The 24604-nt window shown below is 40.0% G+C and carries 29 protein-coding genes and 2 riboswitches; of the genes, 4 read left to right on the top strand and 25 right to left on the bottom strand.

The genetic code is table 11. The features are described from left to right. Positions 1–67: 67 nt before the first annotated feature. From ACXAEO_RS15225 to ACXAEO_RS15240, 4 genes are all read right to left on the bottom strand, one after another. Positions 68–382 carry a hypothetical protein gene (locus tag ACXAEO_RS15225; protein WP_474882574.1) on the bottom strand — a complete coding sequence of 105 codons (315 nt, stop codon included), beginning with the start codon at positions 380–382 and terminating at the stop codon, positions 68–70. Positions 383–795: 413 nt separating this feature from the next. After that, positions 796–990, bottom strand: a complete 195-nt coding sequence (locus ACXAEO_RS15230) for a hypothetical protein (protein WP_474882577.1) — start codon at positions 988–990, stop codon at positions 796–798. A gap of 29 nt (positions 991–1019) precedes the next feature. After that, positions 1020–1820: an EcsC family protein gene (locus tag ACXAEO_RS15235; RefSeq protein WP_474882579.1), complete on the bottom strand. Its 801-nt coding sequence runs from the start codon at positions 1818–1820 to the stop codon at positions 1020–1022. Between the two features lie 93 nt (positions 1821–1913). Continuing rightward, complete coding sequence (locus tag ACXAEO_RS15240) at positions 1914–2756, bottom strand: patatin-like phospholipase family protein (RefSeq protein WP_474882581.1); 843 nt, start codon at positions 2754–2756, stop codon at positions 1914–1916. Between the two features lie 454 nt (positions 2757–3210). Between ACXAEO_RS15240 and ACXAEO_RS15245 the strand changes: the two genes are divergently transcribed. Further along, positions 3211–3396 (top strand): YkvS family protein, encoded by a 186-nt coding sequence (locus ACXAEO_RS15245; RefSeq protein WP_474882583.1) that lies wholly within the window; start codon positions 3211–3213, stop codon positions 3394–3396. Positions 3397–3543: 147 nt separating this feature from the next. Here ACXAEO_RS15245 and uptA read toward each other — a convergent pair whose 3' ends face one another. The 4 genes from uptA to ACXAEO_RS15265 form a co-directional block, all read right to left on the bottom strand. Further along, positions 3544–4131, bottom strand: a complete 588-nt coding sequence (uptA, locus tag ACXAEO_RS15250) for an undecaprenyl phosphate transporter UptA (protein WP_474884187.1) — start codon at positions 4129–4131, stop codon at positions 3544–3546. A gap of 133 nt (positions 4132–4264) precedes the next feature. Further along, positions 4265–5203, bottom strand: coding sequence for a magnesium transporter CorA family protein (locus tag ACXAEO_RS15255; protein ID WP_474882585.1), 939 nt, complete (start codon positions 5201–5203; stop codon positions 4265–4267). A 449-nt stretch (positions 5204–5652) separates the two neighbouring features. Then, complete coding sequence (locus ACXAEO_RS15260; RefSeq protein WP_474882587.1) at positions 5653–6177, bottom strand: NAD(P)H-dependent oxidoreductase; 525 nt, start codon at positions 6175–6177, stop codon at positions 5653–5655. A gap of 96 nt (positions 6178–6273) precedes the next feature. Next, positions 6274–6855 carry a class D sortase gene (locus ACXAEO_RS15265; RefSeq protein ID WP_474882591.1) on the bottom strand — a complete coding sequence of 194 codons (582 nt, stop codon included), beginning with the start codon at positions 6853–6855 and terminating at the stop codon, positions 6274–6276. Positions 6856–7209: 354 nt separating this feature from the next. On the opposite strand from ACXAEO_RS15265, the gene ACXAEO_RS15270 reads away from it, so the two are divergent. Beyond that, entirely contained in the window at positions 7210–8376 is a 1167-nt protein-coding gene (locus ACXAEO_RS15270) for an LPXTG cell wall anchor domain-containing protein (RefSeq protein ID WP_474882593.1), read from the top strand. Between the two features lie 45 nt (positions 8377–8421). Here the strand turns inward: ACXAEO_RS15270 and ACXAEO_RS15275 are convergent, their stop codons facing one another. Both ACXAEO_RS15275 and ACXAEO_RS15280 read right to left on the bottom strand, forming a co-directional pair. After that, positions 8422–8760 (bottom strand): helix-turn-helix domain-containing protein, encoded by a 339-nt coding sequence (locus ACXAEO_RS15275; RefSeq protein ID WP_474882595.1) that lies wholly within the window; start codon positions 8758–8760, stop codon positions 8422–8424. Between the two features lie 81 nt (positions 8761–8841). Next, positions 8842–8976 carry an anti-repressor SinI family protein gene (locus ACXAEO_RS15280; RefSeq protein ID WP_474882597.1) on the bottom strand — a complete coding sequence of 45 codons (135 nt, stop codon included), beginning with the start codon at positions 8974–8976 and terminating at the stop codon, positions 8842–8844. 28 nt (positions 8977–9004) lie between these two features. Beyond that, positions 9005–9092: riboswitch (cyclic di-GMP riboswitch) on the bottom strand. A gap of 579 nt (positions 9093–9671) precedes the next feature. Between ACXAEO_RS15280 and ACXAEO_RS15285 the strand changes: the two genes are divergently transcribed. Continuing rightward, entirely contained in the window at positions 9672–9887 is a 216-nt protein-coding gene (locus ACXAEO_RS15285; protein ID WP_474882600.1) for a hypothetical protein, read from the top strand. Between the two features lie 110 nt (positions 9888–9997). Here ACXAEO_RS15285 and ACXAEO_RS15290 read toward each other — a convergent pair whose 3' ends face one another. The 5 genes from ACXAEO_RS15290 to queC form a co-directional block, all read right to left on the bottom strand. Continuing rightward, on the bottom strand, positions 9998–10678 hold the full coding sequence (locus ACXAEO_RS15290; protein ID WP_474882602.1) for an oxidoreductase: 681 nt from the start codon (positions 10676–10678) through the stop codon (positions 9998–10000). Between the two features lie 94 nt (positions 10679–10772). Further along, a complete protein-coding gene (queF, locus tag ACXAEO_RS15295) occupies positions 10773–11270 on the bottom strand; it encodes a preQ(1) synthase (RefSeq protein ID WP_474882604.1) in 498 nt (165 codons plus the stop codon). Positions 11271–11368: 98 nt separating this feature from the next. Further along, positions 11369–12100 (bottom strand): 7-carboxy-7-deazaguanine synthase QueE, encoded by a 732-nt coding sequence (gene queE / locus ACXAEO_RS15300; RefSeq protein ID WP_474882607.1) that lies wholly within the window; start codon positions 12098–12100, stop codon positions 11369–11371. Further along, entirely contained in the window at positions 12093–12536 is a 444-nt protein-coding gene (queD, locus tag ACXAEO_RS15305; protein ID WP_474882610.1) for a 6-carboxytetrahydropterin synthase QueD, read from the bottom strand. The genes queE and queD overlap by 8 nt, the downstream gene beginning before the upstream one ends. After that, a complete protein-coding gene (queC, locus tag ACXAEO_RS15310) occupies positions 12536–13201 on the bottom strand; it encodes a 7-cyano-7-deazaguanine synthase QueC (protein WP_474882612.1) in 666 nt (221 codons plus the stop codon). Before queC ends, queD begins: the two co-directional genes overlap by 1 nt. A gap of 338 nt (positions 13202–13539) precedes the next feature. Beyond that, positions 13540–13583, bottom strand: a riboswitch (PreQ1 riboswitch). Positions 13584–13809: 226 nt separating this feature from the next. Here queC and ACXAEO_RS15315 point away from each other — a divergent pair. Continuing rightward, positions 13810–15141: a DUF2254 domain-containing protein gene (locus tag ACXAEO_RS15315; RefSeq protein ID WP_474882614.1), complete on the top strand. Its 1332-nt coding sequence runs from the start codon at positions 13810–13812 to the stop codon at positions 15139–15141. 33 nt (positions 15142–15174) lie between these two features. Here ACXAEO_RS15315 and ACXAEO_RS15320 read toward each other — a convergent pair whose 3' ends face one another. The 10 genes from ACXAEO_RS15320 to ACXAEO_RS15365 form a co-directional block, all read right to left on the bottom strand. Continuing rightward, entirely contained in the window at positions 15175–15876 is a 702-nt protein-coding gene (locus ACXAEO_RS15320; RefSeq protein ID WP_474882616.1) for a TadE/TadG family type IV pilus assembly protein, read from the bottom strand. Further along, complete coding sequence (locus tag ACXAEO_RS15325) at positions 15873–16277, bottom strand: TadE/TadG family type IV pilus assembly protein (RefSeq protein ID WP_474882618.1); 405 nt, start codon at positions 16275–16277, stop codon at positions 15873–15875. The genes ACXAEO_RS15320 and ACXAEO_RS15325 overlap by 4 nt, the downstream gene beginning before the upstream one ends. 22 nt (positions 16278–16299) lie before the next feature. Further along, on the bottom strand, positions 16300–16989 hold the full coding sequence (locus tag ACXAEO_RS15330) for a YciC family protein (RefSeq protein WP_474882621.1): 690 nt from the start codon (positions 16987–16989) through the stop codon (positions 16300–16302). A gap of 83 nt (positions 16990–17072) precedes the next feature. Next, the gene (locus ACXAEO_RS15335; protein ID WP_474882623.1) at positions 17073–17924 is read right to left on the bottom strand and encodes a hypothetical protein; all 852 of its coding nucleotides are present in this window, start codon (positions 17922–17924) and stop codon (positions 17073–17075) included. 89 nt (positions 17925–18013) lie between these two features. Further along, positions 18014–19369 carry a hypothetical protein gene (locus tag ACXAEO_RS15340; RefSeq protein WP_474882625.1) on the bottom strand — a complete coding sequence of 452 codons (1356 nt, stop codon included), beginning with the start codon at positions 19367–19369 and terminating at the stop codon, positions 18014–18016. A gap of 78 nt (positions 19370–19447) precedes the next feature. Beyond that, positions 19448–20809, bottom strand: coding sequence for a VWA domain-containing protein (locus tag ACXAEO_RS15345; protein WP_474882628.1), 1362 nt, complete (start codon positions 20807–20809; stop codon positions 19448–19450). Between the two features lie 281 nt (positions 20810–21090). Further along, positions 21091–21297 carry a hypothetical protein gene (locus tag ACXAEO_RS15350; RefSeq protein ID WP_474882630.1) on the bottom strand — a complete coding sequence of 69 codons (207 nt, stop codon included), beginning with the start codon at positions 21295–21297 and terminating at the stop codon, positions 21091–21093. A gap of 83 nt (positions 21298–21380) precedes the next feature. Beyond that, positions 21381–22319 carry a type II secretion system F family protein gene (locus tag ACXAEO_RS15355; protein WP_474882632.1) on the bottom strand — a complete coding sequence of 313 codons (939 nt, stop codon included), beginning with the start codon at positions 22317–22319 and terminating at the stop codon, positions 21381–21383. Between the two features lie 3 nt (positions 22320–22322). Next, positions 22323–23249, bottom strand: coding sequence for a type II secretion system F family protein (locus ACXAEO_RS15360; RefSeq protein WP_474882634.1), 927 nt, complete (start codon positions 23247–23249; stop codon positions 22323–22325). Further along, complete coding sequence (locus ACXAEO_RS15365; RefSeq protein WP_474884189.1) at positions 23246–24592, bottom strand: CpaF family protein; 1347 nt, start codon at positions 24590–24592, stop codon at positions 23246–23248. Before ACXAEO_RS15365 ends, ACXAEO_RS15360 begins: the two co-directional genes overlap by 4 nt. Between the last annotated feature and the right edge of the window lie 12 nt (positions 24593–24604).

Genomic DNA, 24604 nt, shown 5'->3' on the forward strand with positions numbered 1-24604 from the left:
TTTAATAGCAGGGCGTTCACAAAAGATTTTCAGACCTCCTGAATAATCATTCAAGGATTTATCTTCATCAGTCACGAAGATCTATTTCAACGACGTCAAAAAAGTCAATGACTAGTTTGACTCCATTTGTATCCATAAACGTAAACACATCTTCATCTTTTGAAATATGCACAACATATCCATCCAGGGATTGTTCACGATTATCGTACACCGTAGTAATGCCTATCTTTTTATTTTGTGCGTACGCTTCCTTTAACAGCGTATGCAAATCAAAGTCATCCTCTCCATTAGGACGTCTCACGAGTAGCATCCCATATGTCGTATGACCTTGTTCATTTTTCCAAATGTAATCCGCAAAATAAAAAGGTGTGCGATTTTCCATCTATAATCCCTCCTCATTGAGGCCTATAAAATTTTCATTTCCCAGCTAGATTGCTCATCTATCTTCCTTTCATAAGCATCATCTAGCCTTTCATAAGAATAAATGGTTGAACTCCATCTATATAGTTTAAATCTATCATGTTTTCAAATAATTATCATCTACTAATCACAAAATCGCGTATATATATCGTTCCTTGCTCAATATAGCTCTACCTGATTGGAGAGATTTACCCTGGCCGATTCATAGACATGTCCTTTAATGATTTGACACCCCTTTATTAAATCATAAGAGACGCTTTAGCTCACCTAAGCAGATGACGCTCCATTCAAGAGTAGTTTAGCATATGCACACACAACAGTAAAAAGAACGGCCTTACACAATAGCTCATACCGATTATGAAACTGGATGAAAACTCAGCTTCTCGGTTCATCTAAATATTGATATAATACGCTTCCCCCATGCTCAGCGATACCACGGAAATGTTTAAAATCCGCCTGCTTAACTAACACTTGGCGAAAAGCTAAAAATTCTTCCTTTGAAATACGAAGCTCCTGCACTTCTTTACTGCGCAACTGTTGCAGCAATTCAAGCGCTCTCTGTTCATCCATCCCTTATCCCTCCCTTAACAACTAAATATCTATTCACCTTGTTGTAGACGCTCCAAAATGCGGCGCTTCCGATAGAGCATTATACCAGCTTCCGCCACATCATGCATCATCGATTTATTCATAAAAGCCCCAACAAACATACCGGCAACTGGAATAAGCTGAAATAATTTTTTCCACCCGAATTGGTCCGTATATGTCATTACAACTTCACGCCATCCTTGCAGTTGCGAAACCATTTGTGTCCGATTGCCTACTTGCTCGTAATCGGCAAGTTCTTCTAAAATCGCCTTTTTTCCAACAATATCCGCCGATACAAATTGCAGACATTTTACAATAAACACCCGCTCTTCTTTATCTTTTGGATCATAGCCATATGTAATCGCTATTTCTTGCAACGTTTTAAGAGACATCCCAAGAATGACCGGAATGTCGATGGCTAACGTAAACAAGCCTCCAAATCCCGTTGCAGCTCCCTGAACAGTCGCTGCTTTTGCCCTGCTTTGCTTCAATGCTTCACTTACTTCATCCATTTTAGCAAGCGGGATGTGCGCGGCAATATATTGAATAGTTCGTTCACTGCTTTCATCGATTTGTTCAAACTTGTTTATAATTAAACGCTCCTGGGTCAAATATTGTCCCCCTGTTTGAATAAAATTTCCGAGTTCATCCAACATTAGGCCGATTTTATTTTGAATAAATGCAGGGGTCATTTTATCCAATAGCTTAAAAGGAAGACGGCCTATTCGCTCCCAAAACCACAAATTTTTTTGATCATTCTCCCACGCTTTAACTTCTAGTAAAGCATCTTGTAACGCTTCTCTTGACTCCACGCCCGCCACTCCTTCAACTTCAATTCTTTTCTTACGAAAAAAAGAAGCGGAAGGTTTCATTTTATAAAAAAAAGGCTGGTTTCCCACACCTTTTTATGACAGCCACTTAATAAGCGCATCATACTTATTCTTCGCTTCTTCATATCCTTGTTGATATAATGTTTCCAGCTTCACAGGATTGCGTTCCATACGTCCTACAGAAAGCGGTTCCTCCGGACGAATGATAAACACATTTCCTTTTTCCGCCTCTTTCTCTACGTAAGCAATCGTATCATTATATACTTGATAACGACGTTCCAACGCTTGAAGAAGACCCGGATAGTTCTTATAGGATCGTTTGGCCATCCATAGCATATTTGACTTTTTCTTTTCATACCCCGCATTTCGGGTCAAAACGACGACATTTCGTATCATTCCATCCTGTTGCGCTTTCTTGATTGGAATTGGATCGCTAATTCCCCCATCCAAAAGCTGTCTTCCCTTATAATCTACGATAGGGGCAATAAAAGGAAGCGAGCTGGATGCTCTAATGATTGTTAAAATATCCCGATCGTACTCCTCATAATAAACAGGCTCTCCTGTTATACAATCAGTCGTTCCTACGACAAGCCGTTCTTTTCTATTTAAAAATGTCTCAAAGTCAAACGGAACATGCTTCAACGGAATTTCCTCAAAAACAAAATCCATTCCAAAAAACTCTCTAGTCTTCCAATAATTCCTCCATGAAATATATCGCGGATCGTTGATGAACCCGATATTCACTTCACGATTTCGCCCTTTCTGCCTCGACAAATACGAAGCCGCCTGACATGCTCCCGCTGATACCCCTATGACATATGGAAAATACAAGTTTTGGTCCATAAAAAACTCCAGTACCCCGGCAGTATATACACCTCTCATACCTCCGCCTTCCAATACAAGACCTGTTTGCTTCATTTTTTACACCTTCAATTTCTCTAGTAAATAATTGGATTAACAGTAAAATCATAACGAATTGCTCTTCTATTGTCATGTATTTTACTCATCCCTTTGTTCAACCAATGCATTGGACGTAAAAGACGTTTGATTCACTTACACAAAACGGGCGTTTCGTATTACTTTTCTATAAAAATCTTTTCATATTTGCTAAATCCAGCTATATAATTCAAAAAAATGTTAAAAACACCTTTACGTTTTTGCAAAATTCGTGCAAAATGTTTACAAGAAGTCTCAAAATGGATGAAGAACGCTTGACATTTTTAAGTACACTTGTAGTGGTAAAGTTAATTGAAAAGAGAACTCTTCATTTTTGAATTTGTTCAAACAAAACAATTATAGTATACCTTTATTTATTTTTACGTGTGCGAATAAAAAGAGAGATTTCGAAGTCAGGGCATAAAGGAGAGAGAAGATGAAGATTGCTGAAGTGGGAAATTTGATTGAATTTAAAGGCGGCTTAAAGGGGATCGTTGAAAAAGTAAATGAAAACTCTGTCATCGTTGATTTAACGTATATGGATAACTACCATGAGCTTGAATTAAATCAACGCACTGTAGTCAATCATAAAAATTATAAAATTATTGCCCAACAGGCTTAAAAAAGCTTTTTTATTTCTTTTATTACCAACACACCGTTTACTTGTTCAGATAACTGAAAATATGACTTTTAAAAATGAGGACCCGTCACTCAATCCTTCGCGTTGCTGGATTTTATGACGGGTCCTCTTATGCTTTTAATCTATCTTTTACTTCCTCTTCCAAATTTTAAAGACAATATACCCTGCAATCACTAATATTGCTCCTAGAGCGACTGGTTTCGTATATGAAGCGGCTACTGTCTCAATTTCATGCCAGCGTGAGCCCAGTTGTACCCCTAACATTAAAAAGAAAATAGACCATGGAATGACAGCCAATGTCGTCAAAATGGTAAAACGAGCAGGCGACATCTTCGCAATCCCTGCAGGAATCGAAATAGCATGGCGGACGACCGGAATAAAGCGAGCCGTGAAAATAACACCCGTTCCATATCGTTCAAACCAGCTTTCCGCCATATCAATATGCTTTTTATGAATAAATACATATTTACCGTATTTATCCAAAAACGGGCGCCCCCCGTAATAGCCAGCCCAGTATAAAAATAACTGAGCCAATACTCCCCCAATTGTTCCTGCGATTACTGCCCCTACAAAGGTAACAGTGCCTTGAGACACCATATATCCGCCATAAGCAAGAACAATTTCACTTGGAATAACTTCCATCATCAGTCCAAGTGCAATCCCTAAATACCCTAAATCGGTTAACCATAATAACACACGATTAATTAATTCACCCATTTCTTTTTGCTCAATTCCTTTCAACATAATAATCTCTCTATATTTATGACGCTTCTTCCCAAAAAAGACAGGCTTGTTCCATTACAGTAAACGTAAATGAACAGCCCGCAACACTACTTCTTTTCACATTTATTTAAAAATATCTCTTTTTCCAAAAAATAAAAGCGGTCGCTCCAGACAAACCAAATGCCATACATAAAACAATAATAAAAGCATGTGGCGTATGTTCAAGCGGCAATGCGACGTTCATTCCGAAAAAGCTCGCAACAATCGTCGGAAAAGACAACACGATGGTAATGGACGTCAAAAACTTCATGACAATATTTAAATTATTAGAGATTATGGAAGCAAATGTATCCATCATTCCCGTTAAAATATTGCTGTATGTTTCCGCCATCTCAATTGCCTGAGTAATTTCAATAATAACGTCCTCAAGCAAATGTTCATCATCTTCATACATCCGCAAATATTTTTGACGTAAAATTTTATCTAAGACCACTTTATTGGATTTCAACGAAGTCGTAAAATAAACTAAGCTTTTTTCAATCGCTAAAAAAGCATACAGTTCTTTATTTTTCATTGATTGATGCAATTCTTTTTCAATTTCATTTGTTTTTCGATTAATTTGTTTTAAGTAGCGCAAATAATACATTGAAATAACATTCAAAATTTGCAAAGCAAAGCGTGTCTTTTTATAAGTAAAAAAGCTGCGGACTTTTTGATTTAAAAAATGATGTAAAATTGGGTTATCTTCCAAACAAACGGTCACAAAACAATCTGGAGTAATAATCATTCCAAATGGAATGGTTTCATAAACTGAAGACTGGTTGTTATCATAAGAGATGGACGGATAATCAACAATAATCAGCACGTTTCCGTCTTCCTCTTCAATCCTTGAACGTTCATCATCATCAAGGGGATCTTTAATAAAATCCAACGGCAAATTTAAGTGATTGGCCACGCGTCTTATTTCTTCTTCTGTTGGCGAAATCATGCTGATCCAAGAGCCTTTCGTGATTTCATCCTGTTCATGGAGCCTTCCAGTTATATCTGTTAAGTAAACATTCAGCATACATTATCCTCCTCTTTTTTCAAAGAGAAAGCCTTTGTCCCGCTCTATCAAAGAAGCTGATATGAAAATCGGCAGCACTATGATCTGATAAATTTGGCATCCTGGCTTCCTCCGTTTTCATACTCGGACCAGGATCACTGGAACTTTTCGTACTCAACCGATATCAACTCCTCTCCTTGTTTTACTCACAAAGTCTATCATACCGCTTCTTTTTTTATTTGTACACAGGGAAAAACGGCAACTTTTGCAAGTTTTACGACCGGTTTATTTTGCAGCAAAAAGGGGAGCGCTTCCATCTTTTTTCTCTTTCATTGTCAATGATTTAATTACTGAATCCTTCCTGCATTCAACAAAAAAAGGTCATAAGTACGAAAATAATCCGCACTTATGACCTTTTCTATCGATACCATTTGATTGAGTCTACTTCAATGGACGTTTAAATGGTATTATTATCGAGGTTTATTGATAACAGCAGCTAATTGTTCAGCACTATTTGCAATCTCTTCATCCGTCTTACCATTTACTCCATGCAGTGCAAATGGAGGCAAATAAACCATCCCTGTTAAATTAGCCATTGCCTGTAAAGGTCGCAGTAACTCACTAATAGTATAATGATTAAATCCGCCAGCTTGATAGGCTTCAGCTGGCCCGCCTACTGACAATACAGCCATAAATTCTTTCCCATGTAATTTATTTCCTATGCTCCCATATGCCCAACCATATGTTAGTACCTCATCCTGCCATTGCTTCAGCAAAGCAGGCGTGCTATACCAATAAAATGGAAATTGAAACACAACACGATCATGTTCAAGAACAAGCGCTTGTTCCTTTTCTACATCAATTTTTCCATCCGGACATGTTTCGTACAAATTATGAACATAGACATTTTGTTCCTTTTGCAAACGTTCAATCCATATTTTATTGACACGAGAACGTTCTAATTGTGGGTGTGCAGCAATAATTAATGTCTTCATCTATTTATCTCCTTAGAAATAGAATTAAAATTGAGGTCATAAATTTGTTTGTACATACAAATTAACACATAAAAAAATTTTTTACAAGCGGAACGATTACTCAATCCGGTTTGCCTTAATGATATATCGTTCCGGAGCATTTCCAATATAGGTAAATGGATAACAAGTCGTTAACATGAGTTCTTCATTCGGCCATGTGGAGGTAATAACGGTTCGATCATCTGCGTCGACCACTTTAGAACTAGAAATTTCATACACATATTCTCCGTCAGCCATTTGAACCATTAAACGATTCCCAATAGTCAGGGAACCAATTTGACGGAATACGGTATCGCGATGCCCTGAAAGAACCACTTGATCTTGTTCTCCAGGCAAAGCACTTTCTGCCATATGGCCCACTCCTTTTTTCAGTTCATCTTCATGCGTTCCCTCTACAATAGGAAGGGACGCACCCAAATCAGGGATTATCAGAATACCTATCACATCGCCTGCCTCCATCTCTTTCTGTAATTTATTGCTTCCTTGAACAGTGCCTCTCTTGTTTTGAACTGTTTCTATTAAAAGAGTCGCACTCTCCAAACTGCTCTTTTCCAACCTTTGAATGGTCATTCTTTCTTTTACCCCCGCCAAAATTAAAAACATTCCTCCTACTAAAAGCAGAAGCGAAACATATTTCATTCCAACGCCCCCATTCACTATAAAAATGGACAAATCATCTGTTTCACGGTATATATTCTTTATAAAGAACAGTACATTTCTATTTTTACAATATAGAGCTTAATTCAACTCTATTTTCATTCATTTTAATCTTTATATAATCATTTACATTACAGAATATTTAGAATATAATCAAGTTAAATGTTCTTTAAAAAGAACATTTAACACTTCATAAACGAAAGGAGGTAATAGGAAAGTGAATCATCAATTTCTACAAAAAGGGGGAGGTTTCTTTCTGAACATATCCCCTCCACAAACGATTCATTTCAAAACAGCCAAAACAAGCGCCAAATATTATCTTCGTGAGGTCATGACATGAAAAAATACAATATAAAATTTATCATTTTTCTCCTCTTCTTCATACAAGGTCAGCTTTTCCTCACATCTAAAGCATTCGCTGCTTCATCCGATTTCGACCTTGCGACGATTCCAGAAGATGTCTTATTTGATGTTTCAAATATGAAACCGGGTGATTGGGGAACTCGTGAACTCATTGTTCAAAATAAAGGCATTCATGATTTTAACTATACGTTGAAAATTGAAGATATAAGCGGTTCGCGTCAGTTATATGATGAACTGCTGCTGCAAGTTACAAAAGGAACGGACTTGTATTTCCATGGTCATCTGAAAAATTTCTCGAATTTCTCCCCACGCTTTTTAGCAAAAGGAACAGAAGAAACGATCCATTTTCGAATTGAAATGCCTTTTGAGCTTGGAAATGAATTTCAAGGACTGACTACTTCATTTGAAATTGTATTGTATGCTGAAGGAATGAACGATGGTGGTGGCGGTGGAGGCGGTTCAGACGACGATCAAGACCCTGATAATGACCAAGACCCTGATAACGATCAAGACCCTGATAATGACCAAGACCCTGATAATGACCAAGACCCTGATAATGACCAAGACCCTGATAATGACCAAGACCCTGATAATGACCAAGACCCTGATAATGACCAAGACCCTGATAATGACCAAGACCCTGATAATGACCAAGACCCTGATAATGACCAAGACCCTGATAATGACCAAGACCCTGATAATGACCAAGACCCTGATAATGACCAAGACCCTGATAATGACCAAGACCCTGATAATGACCAAGACCCTGATAATGACCAAGACCCTGATAATGACCAAGACCCTGATAATGACCAAGACCCTGATAATAGTCAAGATCCTGGTGAAGAGAATGATGATGATCCCGTCTCTCCAGAGAATACTTCGACTATTGATGATTCATCAGACGAAACAAGTAATGTACTACCTGATGATAAACTGCCTTTAAACAGTGGAGGACCTTTGGCATCCGAAGACGTTATCATCCCTTCCAACCAAACTACGCCTGCTCAAAGGACAGGTCTTCTCCTGCCTAATACGGCAACAAATATCTTTAACCTCTTGTTCGCAGGTATCGTAATGCTTGCTGCAGGGATAATGTTATTGTTCATACAACAAAGAAGAAAAAAATATAAACAATAGCACCTTTTGAGCAAAAATAAAAAAGCGTTTATGCTCTCATAAACGCTACTCCCCTTTATCTTGTTTCATTTTCCACTTATTGAATTCAAGAAATTGCTTAAATTCCTCTTTAGATACCCCTGACTCCATGGCCTCCCTCACTAAGTTTGCCCAGTCAGAGTCAAGCTGGTCATAATTTACTTCCTTTTTTTCTTGCTGAATAAGTGATTGGACAGAAATGCCTAGTACGGCTGATATTTTTTCCAAAAATTGGACAGAAGGGTTAGATTGAAGGTTACGTTCAATTGAGCTTAAATATGATTTTGCGACTCCTGCTTTCTCTGCTAGTTCAGATAGTGATAATTGTTTTTGCAAGCGTAATTGCTTTATGCGTTGACCGATCATATTTTCACCTTCTCTTTCTCTTAACCCCATTATCATATCATATCTGGTCCATCTCCGTTAATAGGAAGACAACAAAAACACCTATTTTTTACACTGTTCCTGTCGGATTTGGCTGGTTAGAAAGTCTTGAATCTCTTTTTCTGTAAGACCTAAATCCAATGCTTCTAACACTAGATCTACCCATTCTTCATCTAATAGTTTCTCTCTGGCAATCATAGTCTCCTCCTAAAATACAGTTTGTATCTCAGGCAGTCCAGCCGTCATAGTTGTAAAACAACGTTAGACCCGTAACTTTGCGTCCTTATTTTTCAATAAGTTTGCCCTTACTCGAGAGTTCTACTTCACTTTATGCTTTTCATAGATACAATATTACTAGTAGGTTTACACTATAAAAATAGTATAATTGACGAACATCTAAAATCGTGTAGAACGTTGTCAGAGAATTTTGTATATTTTTAAACAAATTTCTCTCCCTATCGGTTCGCTTTAATAAGTTCATCCATCTTCATTTACGTTTCTCTTCAAAGGCTTCCTAAGCGGATGGCACTACCCTTGATTCATCCGCTTAAATTTAGAAAGTTCGACATATCCAAAGCGCAGTCATGTCGAACTTTCTAGGTCGATTGATATATCATTTTTATTTTTTGATAATTTCATTTTTTTGCTGCTCAGTAATAATACCCATTTTATAAAACAAGTACACATATTGCTGAATTTTTTGTTGGGAAGAAAGACATTTCATCAACATTACCCCCTTATGCTTTTAATACAGTTTATTTCCTTCATGCAATAAAGTTTCCTTTATGCAATAAAATTCCACTCTTAACTTCAACCCCTCATCATTTATTGAATAAAATGGTTATTAATGAGACAATAACTACAATAACTTGAAAAGAAGGGGGACGATTTCTTTGGAATTTGCCTTTCTCATCATCATTTTCATTATTTTTCTCGTCGCTGCCTTCTCGAGAAAAACGAAATCACATCATCGTTCAAGCGGAACTTCCAGCTCTTTTACACCATTTACTTACGAAAAAGACGACAATCACGATTCTGATGCGTCTTTCTCAAGCTGGAGCAACGACTCCGGGGGTGGGAGTGACAGCGGCGGGGGTGGCGGTGATTAACCGCTCATTTTATTCCTTTAGCCTTTTCTTTTTGAAATTATCGCTAAAAAAAGACTTAGCTCTCATCTTTCATAGATGAGAGCTAAGTTAGAATAGAAAACAATCTACTATTAATTTGTAATCATTCCATGACAATTTCCATAATAAATAATGTCACTTTCATGAATATGAACACCGGAACGTTCTTCTAATGCCGCTTCTAACATAGCCTTCGCTACATTTTCTGCTTTAATTGGCTTAAATTTACGCCATTTTCCAATAAGAAACACGGACATACCTTTAAGCATATATTCTCCAACCTTTTCACCTAAGCGAATCTCACTGCGTTGTCCAAGCAGTAAAGACGGACGAAAGAAATGAGTCGATCGAATGTATAAATGGCAAATGTCTTCTTCGGTTTGGGCTTTTACTTTATTGTAAAAAAACGGCGAACGGAGGTCTGCCCCAATTGCTGTAATAGTCAAAAAGTTTCGTACCCGTTTTTTCTCTGCAAGTTTCGCAGCTGTCAGCGGATATTCATAATCAACCTTTAAAAAATTAGCTTTTGTTTTCGCCTTTTTCATCGTAGTACCTAAACAGCAAAACACATCATCCACATTAAACTCTTCTTCATAATTGCAAAGCTCTTCAAAATTAATTTCAACTTGTCTGAGCTTCTCATGCTGAATTAATAGCTTATTGCGAACTAAAATTGTGACTTGACTGTACACATCGCTTTTGAGCAGCAATCCAAGCAGCTCTCGACCGACTAGACCCGTTGCCCCAAGCAAAACTGCCGATCTTCCTGACATTTCTTTCACCTTCTTAACTAAGTTATAAAAACCAGCTACGGCCGGTTTTCTTTTGTGCTGTACCTACCCTGCACTTTTCTTGAACGAGTCCGCTTTATCGATTGTGGATTGTTTCTGGGTATAAATCGTGATTCATCAGTCGATATTCGGCCATTTTTTCGTATTTTGTACCTGGACGGCCATAGTTTACATATGGGTCAATCGAAATTCCGCCACGTGGCGTAAATTTGCCCCACACTTCAATGTAGCGCGGATCCATTGCTTCAATTAAATCATTCATAATGATATTCATGCAGTCTTCATGGAAATCTCCATGATTTCGGAAACTAAATAAATATAACTTTAACGATTTGCTTTCGACCATCTTCTCACCTGGAATATAGCTAATATAGATGGTTGCAAAGTCTGGCTGATTCGTTTTCGGACATAGACTGGTAAACTCTGGACAGTTGAATTTTACAAAATAATCACGATTTGGATGCTTATTATCAAACACCTCAAGCACTTCTGGCGAATACTCGAACAAATACTTTGTTCCTTGATTGCCTAGTAATGTTACACCTTGTAATTCTTCATCTTTTCTTCCTGTCATATTAGTTTCCTCTCTTTCCTCGCTTGTCATTCTAACAGTGAATTAAATTTTTGTGAATACGTGTTTCCACATTTCTTTGTAAATTTTTTGAAGAGCGCTTACACGCCTCGTTTATTCCCCCATACGAGCGTATGAAGCTGCGGCAGCGCCCGTACATTATTCATTGCAGGAGAAGCGGCAATTTTGTCAATTAGCCACTCAAACTTTGTTAAAAGTCCTTTTATTAGTTCGTCATCATTCATCGTATGTGTATCATCATTTCCAACTTGCACAAAAAACGGAACAGACGGGTAACGTTGATGAAGATTGACAGCATAATCAAAATCCCGCTCATCAAAAATTACCACTTTTAAACTGAAAGCATGCTGACGTTGGTGTTTATGCAGTTTTTCAATAATGTCATCAAGCACAGAAAAGTTCGTTTCCATACGAGAGCTTGGAGGCTTCGGTGAAATCGTCAAATCATCAATTTCCACAAACCACTCTTGCCAGCGACTTCCTTGCGTTTCAAGCGCCGTACGAATGTGATGTTCTTTTAAAACAGCAATCAATTCTCCTAAAGCAGCAATTAAAGCGGGATTTCCTCCTGAGATCGTGACATGGTTAAACGAGTCCCCGCCAAGCTCCTTTAATTCATGCCATATTTCTTCCGCCGTCAATTGCCGAATATCGTCTTTGGCCGATCCATCCCATGTAAAAGCAGAATCGCACCAACTACAGGAATAATCACAGCCGGCGGTACGGACAAACATCGTTTTTTGACCGATAACCATCCCTTCTCCTTGAATGGTCGGACCGAAAATCTCCAGCACCGGAATTTTTTTAGCCAAGACCGTTCACCTTCTTCGGGCGATACACAACATAACTTGTTGGCGTTTCTCGCACAAAAACTTGCAAGCATGTAGGCTTATTCGGCAATGTGTCGAGATGCGCTTGAATTATTTCATAAATTTTACGCGCCATCACTTCTGTCGTCGGAAAATCATTTGGATTTTGATTATTGAACACGTCTGTATGATCGTTTAATAACGTATGATCAAACTGACCTGACACAATTTTTTTCAGCATTTGAAAATTGACTAAAAAACCAGTCTCATCTAATTCGTCACCTGCTACCGTAATGTTCACAAAATACGTATGACCATGAACATCACGACAACGCCCTGCCTCTTCATGCGGGACAAAATGAGCAGCAGCAAACTGCATATCTTTGTTCAGTTCATATGTGTAATCGTGAAAGACTTGAGGGTACATTTGTTGAAGCATTATTCATCCCCTCCATTCTTCTTCGATAAATATTCATCTAAACCACGCTTACGCAGTTCACATGCTGGGCACTCTCCGCATCCGTCAGCAATAACGCCATTGTAACATGTCAGCGTATTGTTTCGTACATAATCAAGTGCATCAAGGCGATCGGCTAATTCCCATGTTTCCGCCTTATTGATCCACATAAGTGGTGTATGGATAACGAACTCATAATCCATCGAAAGATTGAGCGTCACATTTAATGATTTCACAAACACATCCCGACAATCGGGATATCCAGAAAAATCGGTTTCACATACACCTGTGACAATATGACGACCGCCTGCTTGCTTTGCTAGCACCGCTGCAAATGAAAGAAACAATAAGTTTCGCCCATCCACGAATGTTGTCGGCAATTCCCCTTCTTTTTGCTCAATCGTAATATCATCTCTCGTTAAGGCATTCGGAGCCAATTGATTTAATAAAGACATATCGAGCACATGATGCTTCACACCAAGTTCTTCAGCAATCGCTTTCGCCACTTCGATTTCCTTGCTGTGACGCTGCCCGTAATTAAACGTAACAGCTTCTACTTCTTTAAACTGTTGCAAAGCCCAAAATAAACAAGTCGTACTGTCTTGCCCACCGCTGAACACAACGACCGCTTTTTCATTTTTTAGCATCTATTTCTCTTCCTTTCCTTTGTCCATTTTTTGCAAAAGAAGAAAGGCTATTCTTGAATCATTCTCCCCGACAAATAAAAAAAGAGACTACGCCCTTATAGCGTAATCTCCCTTTTCCCCATCGCAAAGAGCTGCCAAATTACACGCTTGCCAAATTTGCCGTATAGGGATAAAAAACGAAAAAACACTCTCACACTTAACGAAAGCTAGACGTGAAAGATGTTTTATAAGACATAGTAAATTGCAGAGGCTTTTTGTTGGTTACACCTCTACCAGCAAAAAAGGTAAAATAGACCGTTTTCTTTGCTGGTCAATTGAAAGCTTATAGCACTCAATCGACTGTCTTAGTTTTTTATAGAGGGAGTTCGCGAACCTCTCCCGTGCGAAGCACGGAGTTTCTTCTTTAGTTGTCATTGTAAACCAAAACCAACAAGGATTCGATTTACTTTTCATACGATGATGTTGCAAAATGAGACCGTGCCTTTGCCATAAGGTAAGTCGGCTCGTTCTCTGAATAAAATCCTTTCATACTATACCATAGTTTTTTTGGAAAGACTATATGCAAAAAGCAGCCAAAATTTTTTATATAAGAGGGGCGTTAATCAATCATGAAGCTAAAAGCATTCTGGCGGAATTTACGAAGTAACTTTTGGTATTTACCTGCACTGTATAGTACGGCTGCCTTTTTCTTCGCTCTTTTAACCATTCGCTTTGATTTCTTTGTCACCCGTCATCCTACTGTTTTAGAGTTTGTTCCAACCTTGCTCTTGTCTGACAAAGAGCTCGCTCAAACGGTGCTTAGTTCTATTGCCTCATCTCTTTTAACAATGACAACGATTACATTTTCTTCTATTTTAGTTGTACTTACGACGTTTTTATCAAATTTCTCGCCTCGGACACTCCAAAATTTCATTACAGACCATGGGACACAACGGGTATTAGGAAGTTTTGTCGGTGCGTTCGTGTATTCTGTTGTCCTGTTGCTATTACTTCGAGAAACAGAGAACAAAAGTACATTCATCTCTCCTGCTTTTGCTATTAGCGTGACCATTTTGTGCTTGGCTGTGTTTGTATTTTTCGTTCATCATACCTCATTGTGGATTCAAGTCGGCAATTTGATTTTTAATATTACGACTGAAACATTAACGATCATTAAAGAAAAATTTCCTCCAAAAGAACATCACCCAGTATCAGTATCTCCCTTAGGAGAAGACGAGCTAGAAGAATTAGAAAAGCTTCCCGCACTGAAAATTAATGCACCGTCATCCGGATACATTGATATGATTGATGAAAAACAGATTATGGAGACCGCCATACGGCGAAACTGCATCATTCGGGTTGAGCGAAGACAACCTGATTTTGTCGATGAAGATGCCCCGCTGTTTTCTGCCTGGCATACAACAGAGGACCAATTAAAGGATGAACTGTCTCATTACGTGTCGATTGGACCCCAGCGTGCGCCCTATCAGGACGTAGAATTTGGACTTCGTAAATTAGCAGAAATTGCATTGCGGGCTGTTTCCCCCGGCATCAATGATCCAAATACAGCTATTAACAGTATTGAACAAATTGGCAGCATTTTAACCGAGTTAGGAAAAAAACAGCTACCAAAGCCACTTCGTTATGATGAAAACGGACAGTTGCGTTTAATTATGGAACAGCCCATCTTCATGGATTACTTATATATAAGTTTTTATCAGATTCGGCATTACAGTAAAGAAGACATTTCGGTCATTCGTTCTATTGTCAAAGCCCTGACCGTCATTGCTGAAAGCAACGATGAGGACATCCAACATGCTGTCTGGGAGTTTTCCATTTATATTATAGAAGGAATTGATATGGATTCCCTTCTTTCACTGGATAAGCGCTATTTGAACGATTTATTGTTAAAGTTAGCAAAAGCTTGTCAAAAACAGCATGAATTTCGGCTATTGAATTAACGAAAAAAGGATGAAGCAACCATGCTTCATCCTTTAATCAATTGTATAAAGACGCGACTGAAAGCCAGCTAAATGCTGAACAAACTCCACTTTTGGTCCTCGCCCGACTTGTTTCACTTTCATTTCCTCTCCTGAAAATAACTGTTCGAAAATAATCGGGGTATACATACTTGATGTTTGAACTTCCATTCGGTTCTCATTATTAAAATAATAAAATTTAGAATCAGCAGAAATGCCATCGTTTTCTTGAATCACACGTGAGATGACTTCATTCAGTCCTTCCATATTCGTATGTAACGCATGGAGTAGCTCCTCCTTGACAATGGTTTGCCGTGGGTTTTCTTTCTGCAGTTCGATGCTCAATATTTCATCAATAGCCTGAATTCTCGCTTCCTTGCTTGTAAACCGTAAAGACGAGGCTAAAATGTCGTTTTTTCGTTCTTCAATTTGTTCTTCCAAACCTTTTTGGCCAATGGTAACGTCTACTTCTCCAGGTATTTCCACTGTTAAGCTAACTAACTTTTGGTCAATTTCCCGAATTGCTTCATCCACTTTTTCATACACATACGCGGTCGCTGCAAGACTTGCTTGTTCAGCGGCAGACGACGCCTTATCTTTAATATAAAATGCCTTTACAAAGCTCATAAGCATTAAAAACATGACAACAAGAACCCCCATCAAGCAAACGCTTAAGAGCATAATATTTCCCCGCTCATTGTGAAAATACCGCTTCATTGAATCACCCTGCTCGCTGCTTCCTGTTTAATCGAAATAGCCGGAAGCCCGCTCCGAATATTTGCCGGCAAGAATACGAGTTCTACCTCTGTTTGGAGTACAGCTGTAAAATGAGGGCTACCTCCCGAACCGTTAATCGTCAACGGAGCCATTTGACGTATGCTTTTTCCAGCCTTGTTCATAATCGCACCGGCCTTTGCTGAAGCTTCTGATGAATCAGCAGTGACCGCGTATACCTTCGCTCCCTCGTTTACCGCTGAATGCGTGACAATGAGGGCATAGCCGATGACTAAAAACTGCCAGAGCATGACAAACAACAGCAACAGCAGCGGAACCATTCCTAAAAATTCGATGGAGGCAGAGCCTTTTTCATTTTTTATGCACTTGTTCCATCTTCTCATTGTTCTCACTTCCATGAATGAATTATTTCGCAGCAAAGACAAGCTCTTCATGCCAATTTCGGACCAATAAAGTGGTCACAATGACAACAAAAGGCAAAAGAAGCATATTCAATAAAATTTGAGTGAATAAAATTGCTAAATAACTGGTCGTAACAGTTAAAATGACATTAAAAAGCAGTACAGTCACGCACCATTCAAGTAAACTGGCCAGCAAAATCATCATGAAGATTTTCCAAAAATGCTTTCTAGCTAACCTCATCGACACTTTCCAGGAAAATCTCGGTGTTCTTTTTGAAAAAATGGTAATGTATGGTGTTAAAAATAAAAAAATAGCGGCTAGAACACCTGGAATGATAAATAAAGTCATTCCTAGCAAAACGAAGAAAGCATACACCACTCCAAATAAGAATAAAGAAAAGCCGTATTCCAGAAACACGCTATATATTTGGCGCAATGGTCGTTCGGTTCCTTCCAACTCCGTTAATACTAATTGAATGAATGGAATTTGAATTACCATATAAAACAACAGCATTATAAAGAGATTTAGAAGATCGGCCATAAAGGAATAAGGCGTATTCCCGTAAGAAATATACGCCGCATTGCTTGCCAACGCATGAAGAAGCAAAAACGGCAACATAACCGTAAAAGATAAGAGTAAAATGGACTCAATTTTTTGCGTATACAGCTTCATGCTTTCTCTAATGATATTCATGCATACCCTCCTTTCCACACTCATCAACAACATAGACAATCGCTAAGCGGATGAACCTTTCTTTCACTGCTAACCGGCTCCTTTTAATTGCGGACAAGAGGATATAAATTTTTTTCAAAGTTCGCTTTCGTTTTGTGATCCATGATTTGACGAATCTTTTCTAGCGACAGCTCTCCTCGCTTTTCTGTTACAAGACGCCCGTGCTCATCCCGTTCAAATGTTTGCATCGATCGATCCAAATTCGCTAAAGCAGCAGGCGACGTTTTTTCTCCTAATAAATTGGCTGCTTTTCCGCTTTTTTCCCCAACTTCTCGGTCGCTCTTCAAGCTGTGCAGCACATCTTTGACTACCGTTACATCTTGAAGCGTCTCATACTGGATTTTCCCTTCTTCATACAGCACCTCATTATAACTTTCCAATTGTTTCGCTGTTGCCCGAAAATCCTCTACGGTCAAATAACCTCTCTGTTTCTGTTCCTCTCCAATTCGAGCAATTTCATCATAAATGCAGACAAGCTTTTTGCGCCCTCCAATTTGTTGCTCTAGCATTCGCATCACGTTATGCCACTGATCAGAAATGGGCTCAATCACCTTTCCGCGTTTCGCTTCAATTTCCTTCATCACCTGTACCATATCTTCGAAAGGAGTAAGCGGAAAACTCATGTTTTTACGAATATCATGCAACGCTGTATATAAAATTGAATTGTAGCCATTCATATAGTAGAAAATCGTCTTCGCCAAGTCAGGAGACAGAGGCATGCCGTCCGCGTTCAACACTAAATAGCCCTTTATGTCCTTAAATCGATAGTAGCGGACAAGATAGTAAAAGGAATGTTCCCATTGAAATGGATACGGATTTGCTTCACTCGTTTCGAGCCATTTTTTATATTTTTGAATTGCAGGCCATTTTCCGACCTCATTTGATTGTAAAATCATGAACCTTCTGCTCCTTATCGCTCTAGTAGGCGGTCATATATCTTCCATCTTAAGATACATGACCGCATGTAAGAGTTTCTATTAAACATTTAGCCAAATAATTTTTTCCAACCTTTTTTCACAAAATTGACCGTTCCCCGAATGGCTCTTCTGCCTGTCTGTGTTTTGTTCGCCCATTTCAAGCCAAGTCCACCGAGCCATAAGGCACCTCCGGCAATTCCCATTACAGCTCCTGCTGCTTGCGCTCCGGGAATAGGAAGTGCTGCAACAAATGCACCTGCACTGGCAATCGTTTCTCCTGCGCTGCTAATCGACTTGGCCGTCATATCTGTCTTCGCTTCAAAGGTAGCCTGCTCGCTAATAGCTGTCACATTATGATATGTTTCATAGCCGGCAAATCCAGCTCCAACCAATCCGAGTGCTCCGCCCACTTTCGGAATAAAGCGCTCTGCCCCTTCGTAAAATGCTTGATTGCCAGCGCTTAGCTGATCAAACGTTCCTCTTAATCTAGTTAAATCACTTGGATCAACCGGCCCAGCATTGTTCCCGATGACAGCTCCTTTAAAGTCGGTCACACCGTCCATGACGTCCCGAACTTTATAATACGCTTCGCCGCCTTCCAGCACATCTGCGAGCATCTCGTTTCCTGTTGATACTTTAGCTGTTGAGAGTAAAAGCTCCTGCCAGCTTCTCGATTTTTTCAAACTGCCAAGAGAATCAATATCTTGCCCGGCAAAAATTTGCCCCATCTCTCCGCTAACGACGTCTGTAGACAGTTTAATCGTCTTTCCGGCTACATCATTAACAGTAAACTTCAATAAGTCATATGCTTTATTATCTTCAACAGGATTGTAGTCAAAAGTAAACGGTTGCCCGTTTCCTGCCTCTCCATTCGTTCCTTCTCCTTCATGCACCTCGCCGTTATGACTAGTCCCTTCTGTTCCATCCCCTTGATGGGTCGCTCCTTCTGTCCCCACTCCTTCGTGAGCGTTGCCGTCATGACTAGATCCCTCTGTGCCGTTTCCTTCCCAACCTTTTTGATTTGCTTGACCTTGCGATTGCCATTGATTAGATTGCCACTGATTAAAAGCCCATTGCCTTGCTTCCCATGACGATACGCTCGGATTCATCTCCATGTACCATTGCTGTAGCTTCCATTGTTGAGATGCCCATTGCTTTGCTTCCCACGCGGGGTTGTTTGGGAATACTTGTAAATACCATTGTTGAAGTTCCCATTGTTCGAGCTGTCCCTGCTTGCTTATTTCTGTTTTTTTTCCCTTCCATTCATCAAGCTCCCACGGCGGAATGCGATTTCCCCATTCGTCTCCTTGCCATGGCTGAACTTGTGCAACAGCAACTATTGGAACAAATTGCATTGCTAACATAAACATGACAAAAAACAATGCCAGACCTGACTTCACACGCCGTTTTTTTATCGCCCGCACAACCTTTTCTCCTTTACGATTAAATTCGCCTTTCTCCCTATAAACCGCCTTATCACTAAAAAAGAAAACGGACATCTGTTAATTTGTATTTTCTTTCACTTTTTCCGAAATCTCGTTTATTTGCTCAAAATATTCGTCACTGTTTTTATGAATGTGATTTGAATAAATCTCATCTGTCGCCGTTTCAATCATCTTAAAATAAGATTTGTGCAACTCTAAAAGAACCGTCTTTTGCTCCCACGTGATTTTTTTCTGATTGAATAAATAATCGAGCGATTTGTTATAATTCATTCGCTCCTCATTTGCTAATTTTTTCGAGGTCAATCGATATTCATTTAAAGCGTCATAGTTCGTCATTTTCGTATCAAATGTCTTTTGACGTTCTTCGTTTGCCCATTCATACCAATTAAGCGCATGCTCTTTTGCCTTTTCAAATTCTTTGATCAACTCTTGTTGATTAGTAACGGTTGCATACGTCCCTTCTGCTGCAGATGCAACTTGCTGTAATTGGTTTTTCCCTTCCTCACCCACGTCAAATCCAATGACGTTCACGACTGGGGCAATGTTAGATTCCTTTAACTGCTTGGCCGCTTCCACGGGGTTACCGCCACACGTTTCAATCCCGTCACTCACTAAATAAATGATATTTTGATTGTGTTCCCCTTGAAATTCACTTAAATCCTTTCCTGCTTCTTCAAGCGATTTCGCCATAGGGGTCCAGCCCGTTGACTGAAAACTAGCCATCGCACGTTCGAGTTGCTCGTTATTATATGTACTTACGTCATACACCAGTTCACTGCTTTCACACGAAAGGAGTTTATCTTGTTCTTCGTTTGTTCCTTTATGACCATAGACACGCATTCCTACATGGGCTCCTTCAGGCAATGAGCTTGAAAAATCCCGAATCGATTTTTTGGCCAACTCCATCTTCGTTTGGTTACCCACTTTCCCCGCCATACTGCCGCTTGCATCCAAAATAATCTCAACATTGTAGGCCAGCTCTTGCATTTGCTCCACTTGTGCCTCATCTTTCTCTGAACTCCCTTGTTCCGTATAAGTCGGAGGATGCGGGTAATCTTGTTTATACAATTGGACAAGTTTGTTATAAACAGATTCCACTTCCTCCTCCGCTGCCTGTTCAGATAAAGCGGGAAATTGATTGAGCTTTCTTTCAAACTCTTCTTTTTTTGTTTCAAATTGCTTGCCAGCCATTTCTCCATTCGGGTAAGCCAATACTTCCTCATATGTTTTAGGCGCCATAGGGGCATGATAAAAGGAGGACGATTCATCCATGTCATTTTTTATTTTTTCATTTTCCGCCGATTGCTGATTTTCATCGGTCTGCTTCGTTTCAGTGGCTTCTTCCTTTGCACATCCAGCTGCTAACGCTGCGCTGAGCGTTGCCAATATAAGAACGTTTTTCGTCCATCTGTTTCGCATTTTGTTACTCTCCTTTTCAAAGAAGCGAGTACATAACAGGATAAGATCCCTTTTCGATTTCAAACATTATATACATCTCCCTTAATCATTCGACACATCTTCATTCCTTTGAGAAGCTTTACACTTGTTGATCCAAATAGCTTGCATTTCCAGTCAAAGGTTCACCTATGCGGATGAAGCCACCCCCATAAGGAGGGTGTCATCCGTTTAGGTCGAGCAAATTTGGCATAACTGCTCTTTGATCATGTCGAATTTGCTAGATTGATGGATATAACAAGTGATTATTCCCCGCCAATTTTGCTTAAAAATCCATCAAACTTGCTGACAAATGTTTCTCCTAATCCTGCACCACTCATTGCCGTTGAAATGACACCTGTTAAAATGACAATAATGGCTGCAATACCAATCCATTCCAGTGACTGTGAACCACGCTCATTGTTAATATACTTTTGTCCTTTTACATATGCTTTCATCATAAATGTTTTCATCTTTTTTCCTCCTCACATTTCCTTCAAATTCATACTTTTCTCATCACCCAGCAACACCGTCTTGCGAGGAATCACCTCCTATATTATTCGAACATATTCAATACGCTGTTATCCCCAAGAAACATATTCAATATCATTAACCCAGCAATCATCATGATGGCTGCTGGCGTAATAACAAAAGTCGTAATCAAAGTAATTTTCGGTGATGCCTTCGCTGCCTTCTCTTTCGCCTGTTCTTTTCTCATCACTCGCATGTCCTCCGCCTGCACTTTAAACGTTTGGGCGATAGGTACACCTAGACGGCTTCCTTGGATTAGCGATTTAATTAAAGATTGGAATTCTGGATTATCGTTTCGTCTCAGCAATTCCCGATATGCTTCTTCTCTTGGAACCCCCAATTCAATTTCTTGTAGAAAACGGGAAAACTCCTCCCGAAGCGGCCCATCGAAGAAGCGAATAATTTGCTTTAACGCCTGCTCTAAATGAACGCCTGCCTGTAAGCTTACGCTGACGGTATCCAAAAAATCTGGAAGGTCAAAGCGCAACTTTTCTTGACGCTCTTTCCCTTTATTTTTCACATATACAATCGGGAGAAAATAACCGAGCAATGGCATAAAAAGAAGACCAAAATGAGCAAGAGGAATTCCAATGACAAACATCATCGCCGCTACAGTCAATCCTGCGACGGCCAAAAAGATTTTCATCCCTTGAAATCGCTCGACCGTTAAATCAAATGGGTAGCCTGACCGCCTAAGCCAATCCTCGACATCATGAGGCTCACTAAAAAAATTAATGCGCTGACCGATAGTCGAAAAATCATCAGCTAATTTGCTCAAACGTTTGACGGTTTTATCAGTCAGTGCTTCTTTTTTTCGATAGCGATGCTCACCCTCTACTTGCAGCGTTTCCTGTACATGTACCATCAACTGTTTCTTTTCCTGCTGAAAGACATAGAGATGGCGTAACCCAATCCCGACAAATAACCAAAATAAAATAACCGACATAATCAGCAATGCGTCCATATACTACACCCTTATATTTGATACCTTTCGCACGAGAATAAACGCCAGGACCGTTGCTCCTAAAAAGAGAACACCTAAAATAGCTCCAGGAACGGTCATGAGCGGCTGTAAAAAATCCTCAATAATCTGGTTCATCATTAACACGAGAAACACAGGTAAAACTGGCAGCAAGTACGAAATATATCGTTGCTCAGCGGTCATCGTTTTAATTGACTGCAACAAAAGTTTTCGCTCGTCTAATGTTTGCGACATTTCATCCAATACAGCATACAAATTGCCTCCTGCCCGTTTTTGAATAAGCAATGTTGCAATAAACAGCTGGAACTCGCGAGATTTATGGCGCTTTTGCATATCCTTTAAAGCCTTTTCAAAATCGACTCCAAGCTGAAGTTCTTGTGAAAGCCGTTGAAATTCTTCCTTTGCCGGCGAGGCAACTTCACGTGCCACGAGATCAATTCCTTGATAGATGGTCATCCCTGCCCGAACCGAATTGCCAAGTAAGCGGCAAACCTCCCCAAGCTGATTATTCAAGCGCTCTTCATATTTATTTTGGCGCAGCCAAAACAACGTGAAATAAACGGCCAAAACGGTTACCATCCCAATGACAGCCCCAAGACTGTACGCCAGACCAAACAAGCTATTAGCCAAAACGGTTATTGCGATAAAGGCCAAGAAAAGCATCCCTAAAAACTCAGACGGTGTGAGCGGGAGATTTGCCTGCTGCAACTTTCCTTTTAAGGGAACGGCATAATGGGTTTGATCAAACCGATCTCCTAAAACGACGAAAACGCTTTTCCGCTTTTGGCGCTCACCGTACCACCTCGTTACTCGCCGCTTCCACTGACGTTTTTCTGCCCGGTAGCCAAGGTAGCTGTATCCTCCCCATAACCCAAATAAAACGGCCAATCCATATAAAACAGCAGCAGTCATCCCTTCACCTCCACTTGTCGAAACAACGATTGATCAATATCTGCTCCATATGTTTGTAGTTGCGGCAAACAAGCCGGAACAGTTCCAGTCGCGGTGAAATACCCATCTACATTGCCATTTTTCGATATTCCCGTCCGCTTAAACGTAAAAATTTCCTGTACACGGCTCGCACCGTCTTCTCCCTTTACGACTTCCGCAATCGATACGATTTTTCTTGTTCCATCCGTTAGGCGTGTCGCCTGAACGATAAAATCCAGTGCCCCAACAACATATTCACGAATAACATGACTCGGTAAATCCAATCCTGCCATAATGACCATTGCCTCGACACGTCTTAACGCATCAGCTGGCGAGTTGGCATGTATGGTCGTCAAAGACCCTTCATGCCCTGTATTCATTGCTTGAAGCATGTCGAATGCTTCTGCTCCCCGTACCTCCCCGACAATAATGCGGTCAGGGCGCATCCGGAGCGCATTACGAACAAGTTGGCGGATGGTTACTTCTCCGCTCCCTTCTACATTAGCAGGACGCGCTTCCATCCCTACTGCGTTGGGACGTTCCAACCGCAATTCGGCGGAGTCTTCAATCGTAATGACTCGCTCTCCCATTGGAATCGCTCCAGCAGCGACATTTAGTAAGGTCGTTTTCCCGCTTCCTGTTCCCCCGGAAATAAGTACGTTCATTTTTCCTTGCACGATAGCGGTTAAAAATTGTCCCATTTCCTCACTTAACGACTGTAAAGCAAGTAAATCTTCGAGACGAAACGGCTCTTTTCGGAACTTTCGAATAGAAACAATTGTGCCATTTAAGCTAATTGGGGGAATGACGGCATTAACACGACTGCCATCCGGCAACCTTGCATCGACCATCGGAGAGCTTTCATCAATCCGACGGCCAAGAGGCGCGACAATGCGATCGATTACATGCCGCACATGCGAATCATTACGAAAGAACACACCTGTCAGCTCTAGCTTCCCTTTTCGCTCCACGTATACTTGCTGATGTCCGTTAATTAAAATTTCCGTAACTGACTCATCTTGAATTAACGGTTCGAGCGGACCAAACCCGACCGCCTCATCTAAAATTCTTGTTAGCAATACTTCTTTGTCTGTCCGAGATATAACTACTTTTTCTTCCGTCATAAACTGACTAACAAATTGCTCAATTCGAAGTCTCATTTCCCCTTGTGAAAGCCTTGTCAACATTTCTAAATTCGTATCCCGTAGTAGTCTCGCTTTATAATGCTCAGCTAGTTCATCTAAATAAGGCTGATCATATACAGCGGTAGTACTTGACGTTTCTTTCAATGCTTTTTCTTTTCTTTTTTCAAATAATGACGCCATGTTCACCGTTTT

This window comes from Bacillus sp. ABA4_010 (assembly GCF_056159105.1).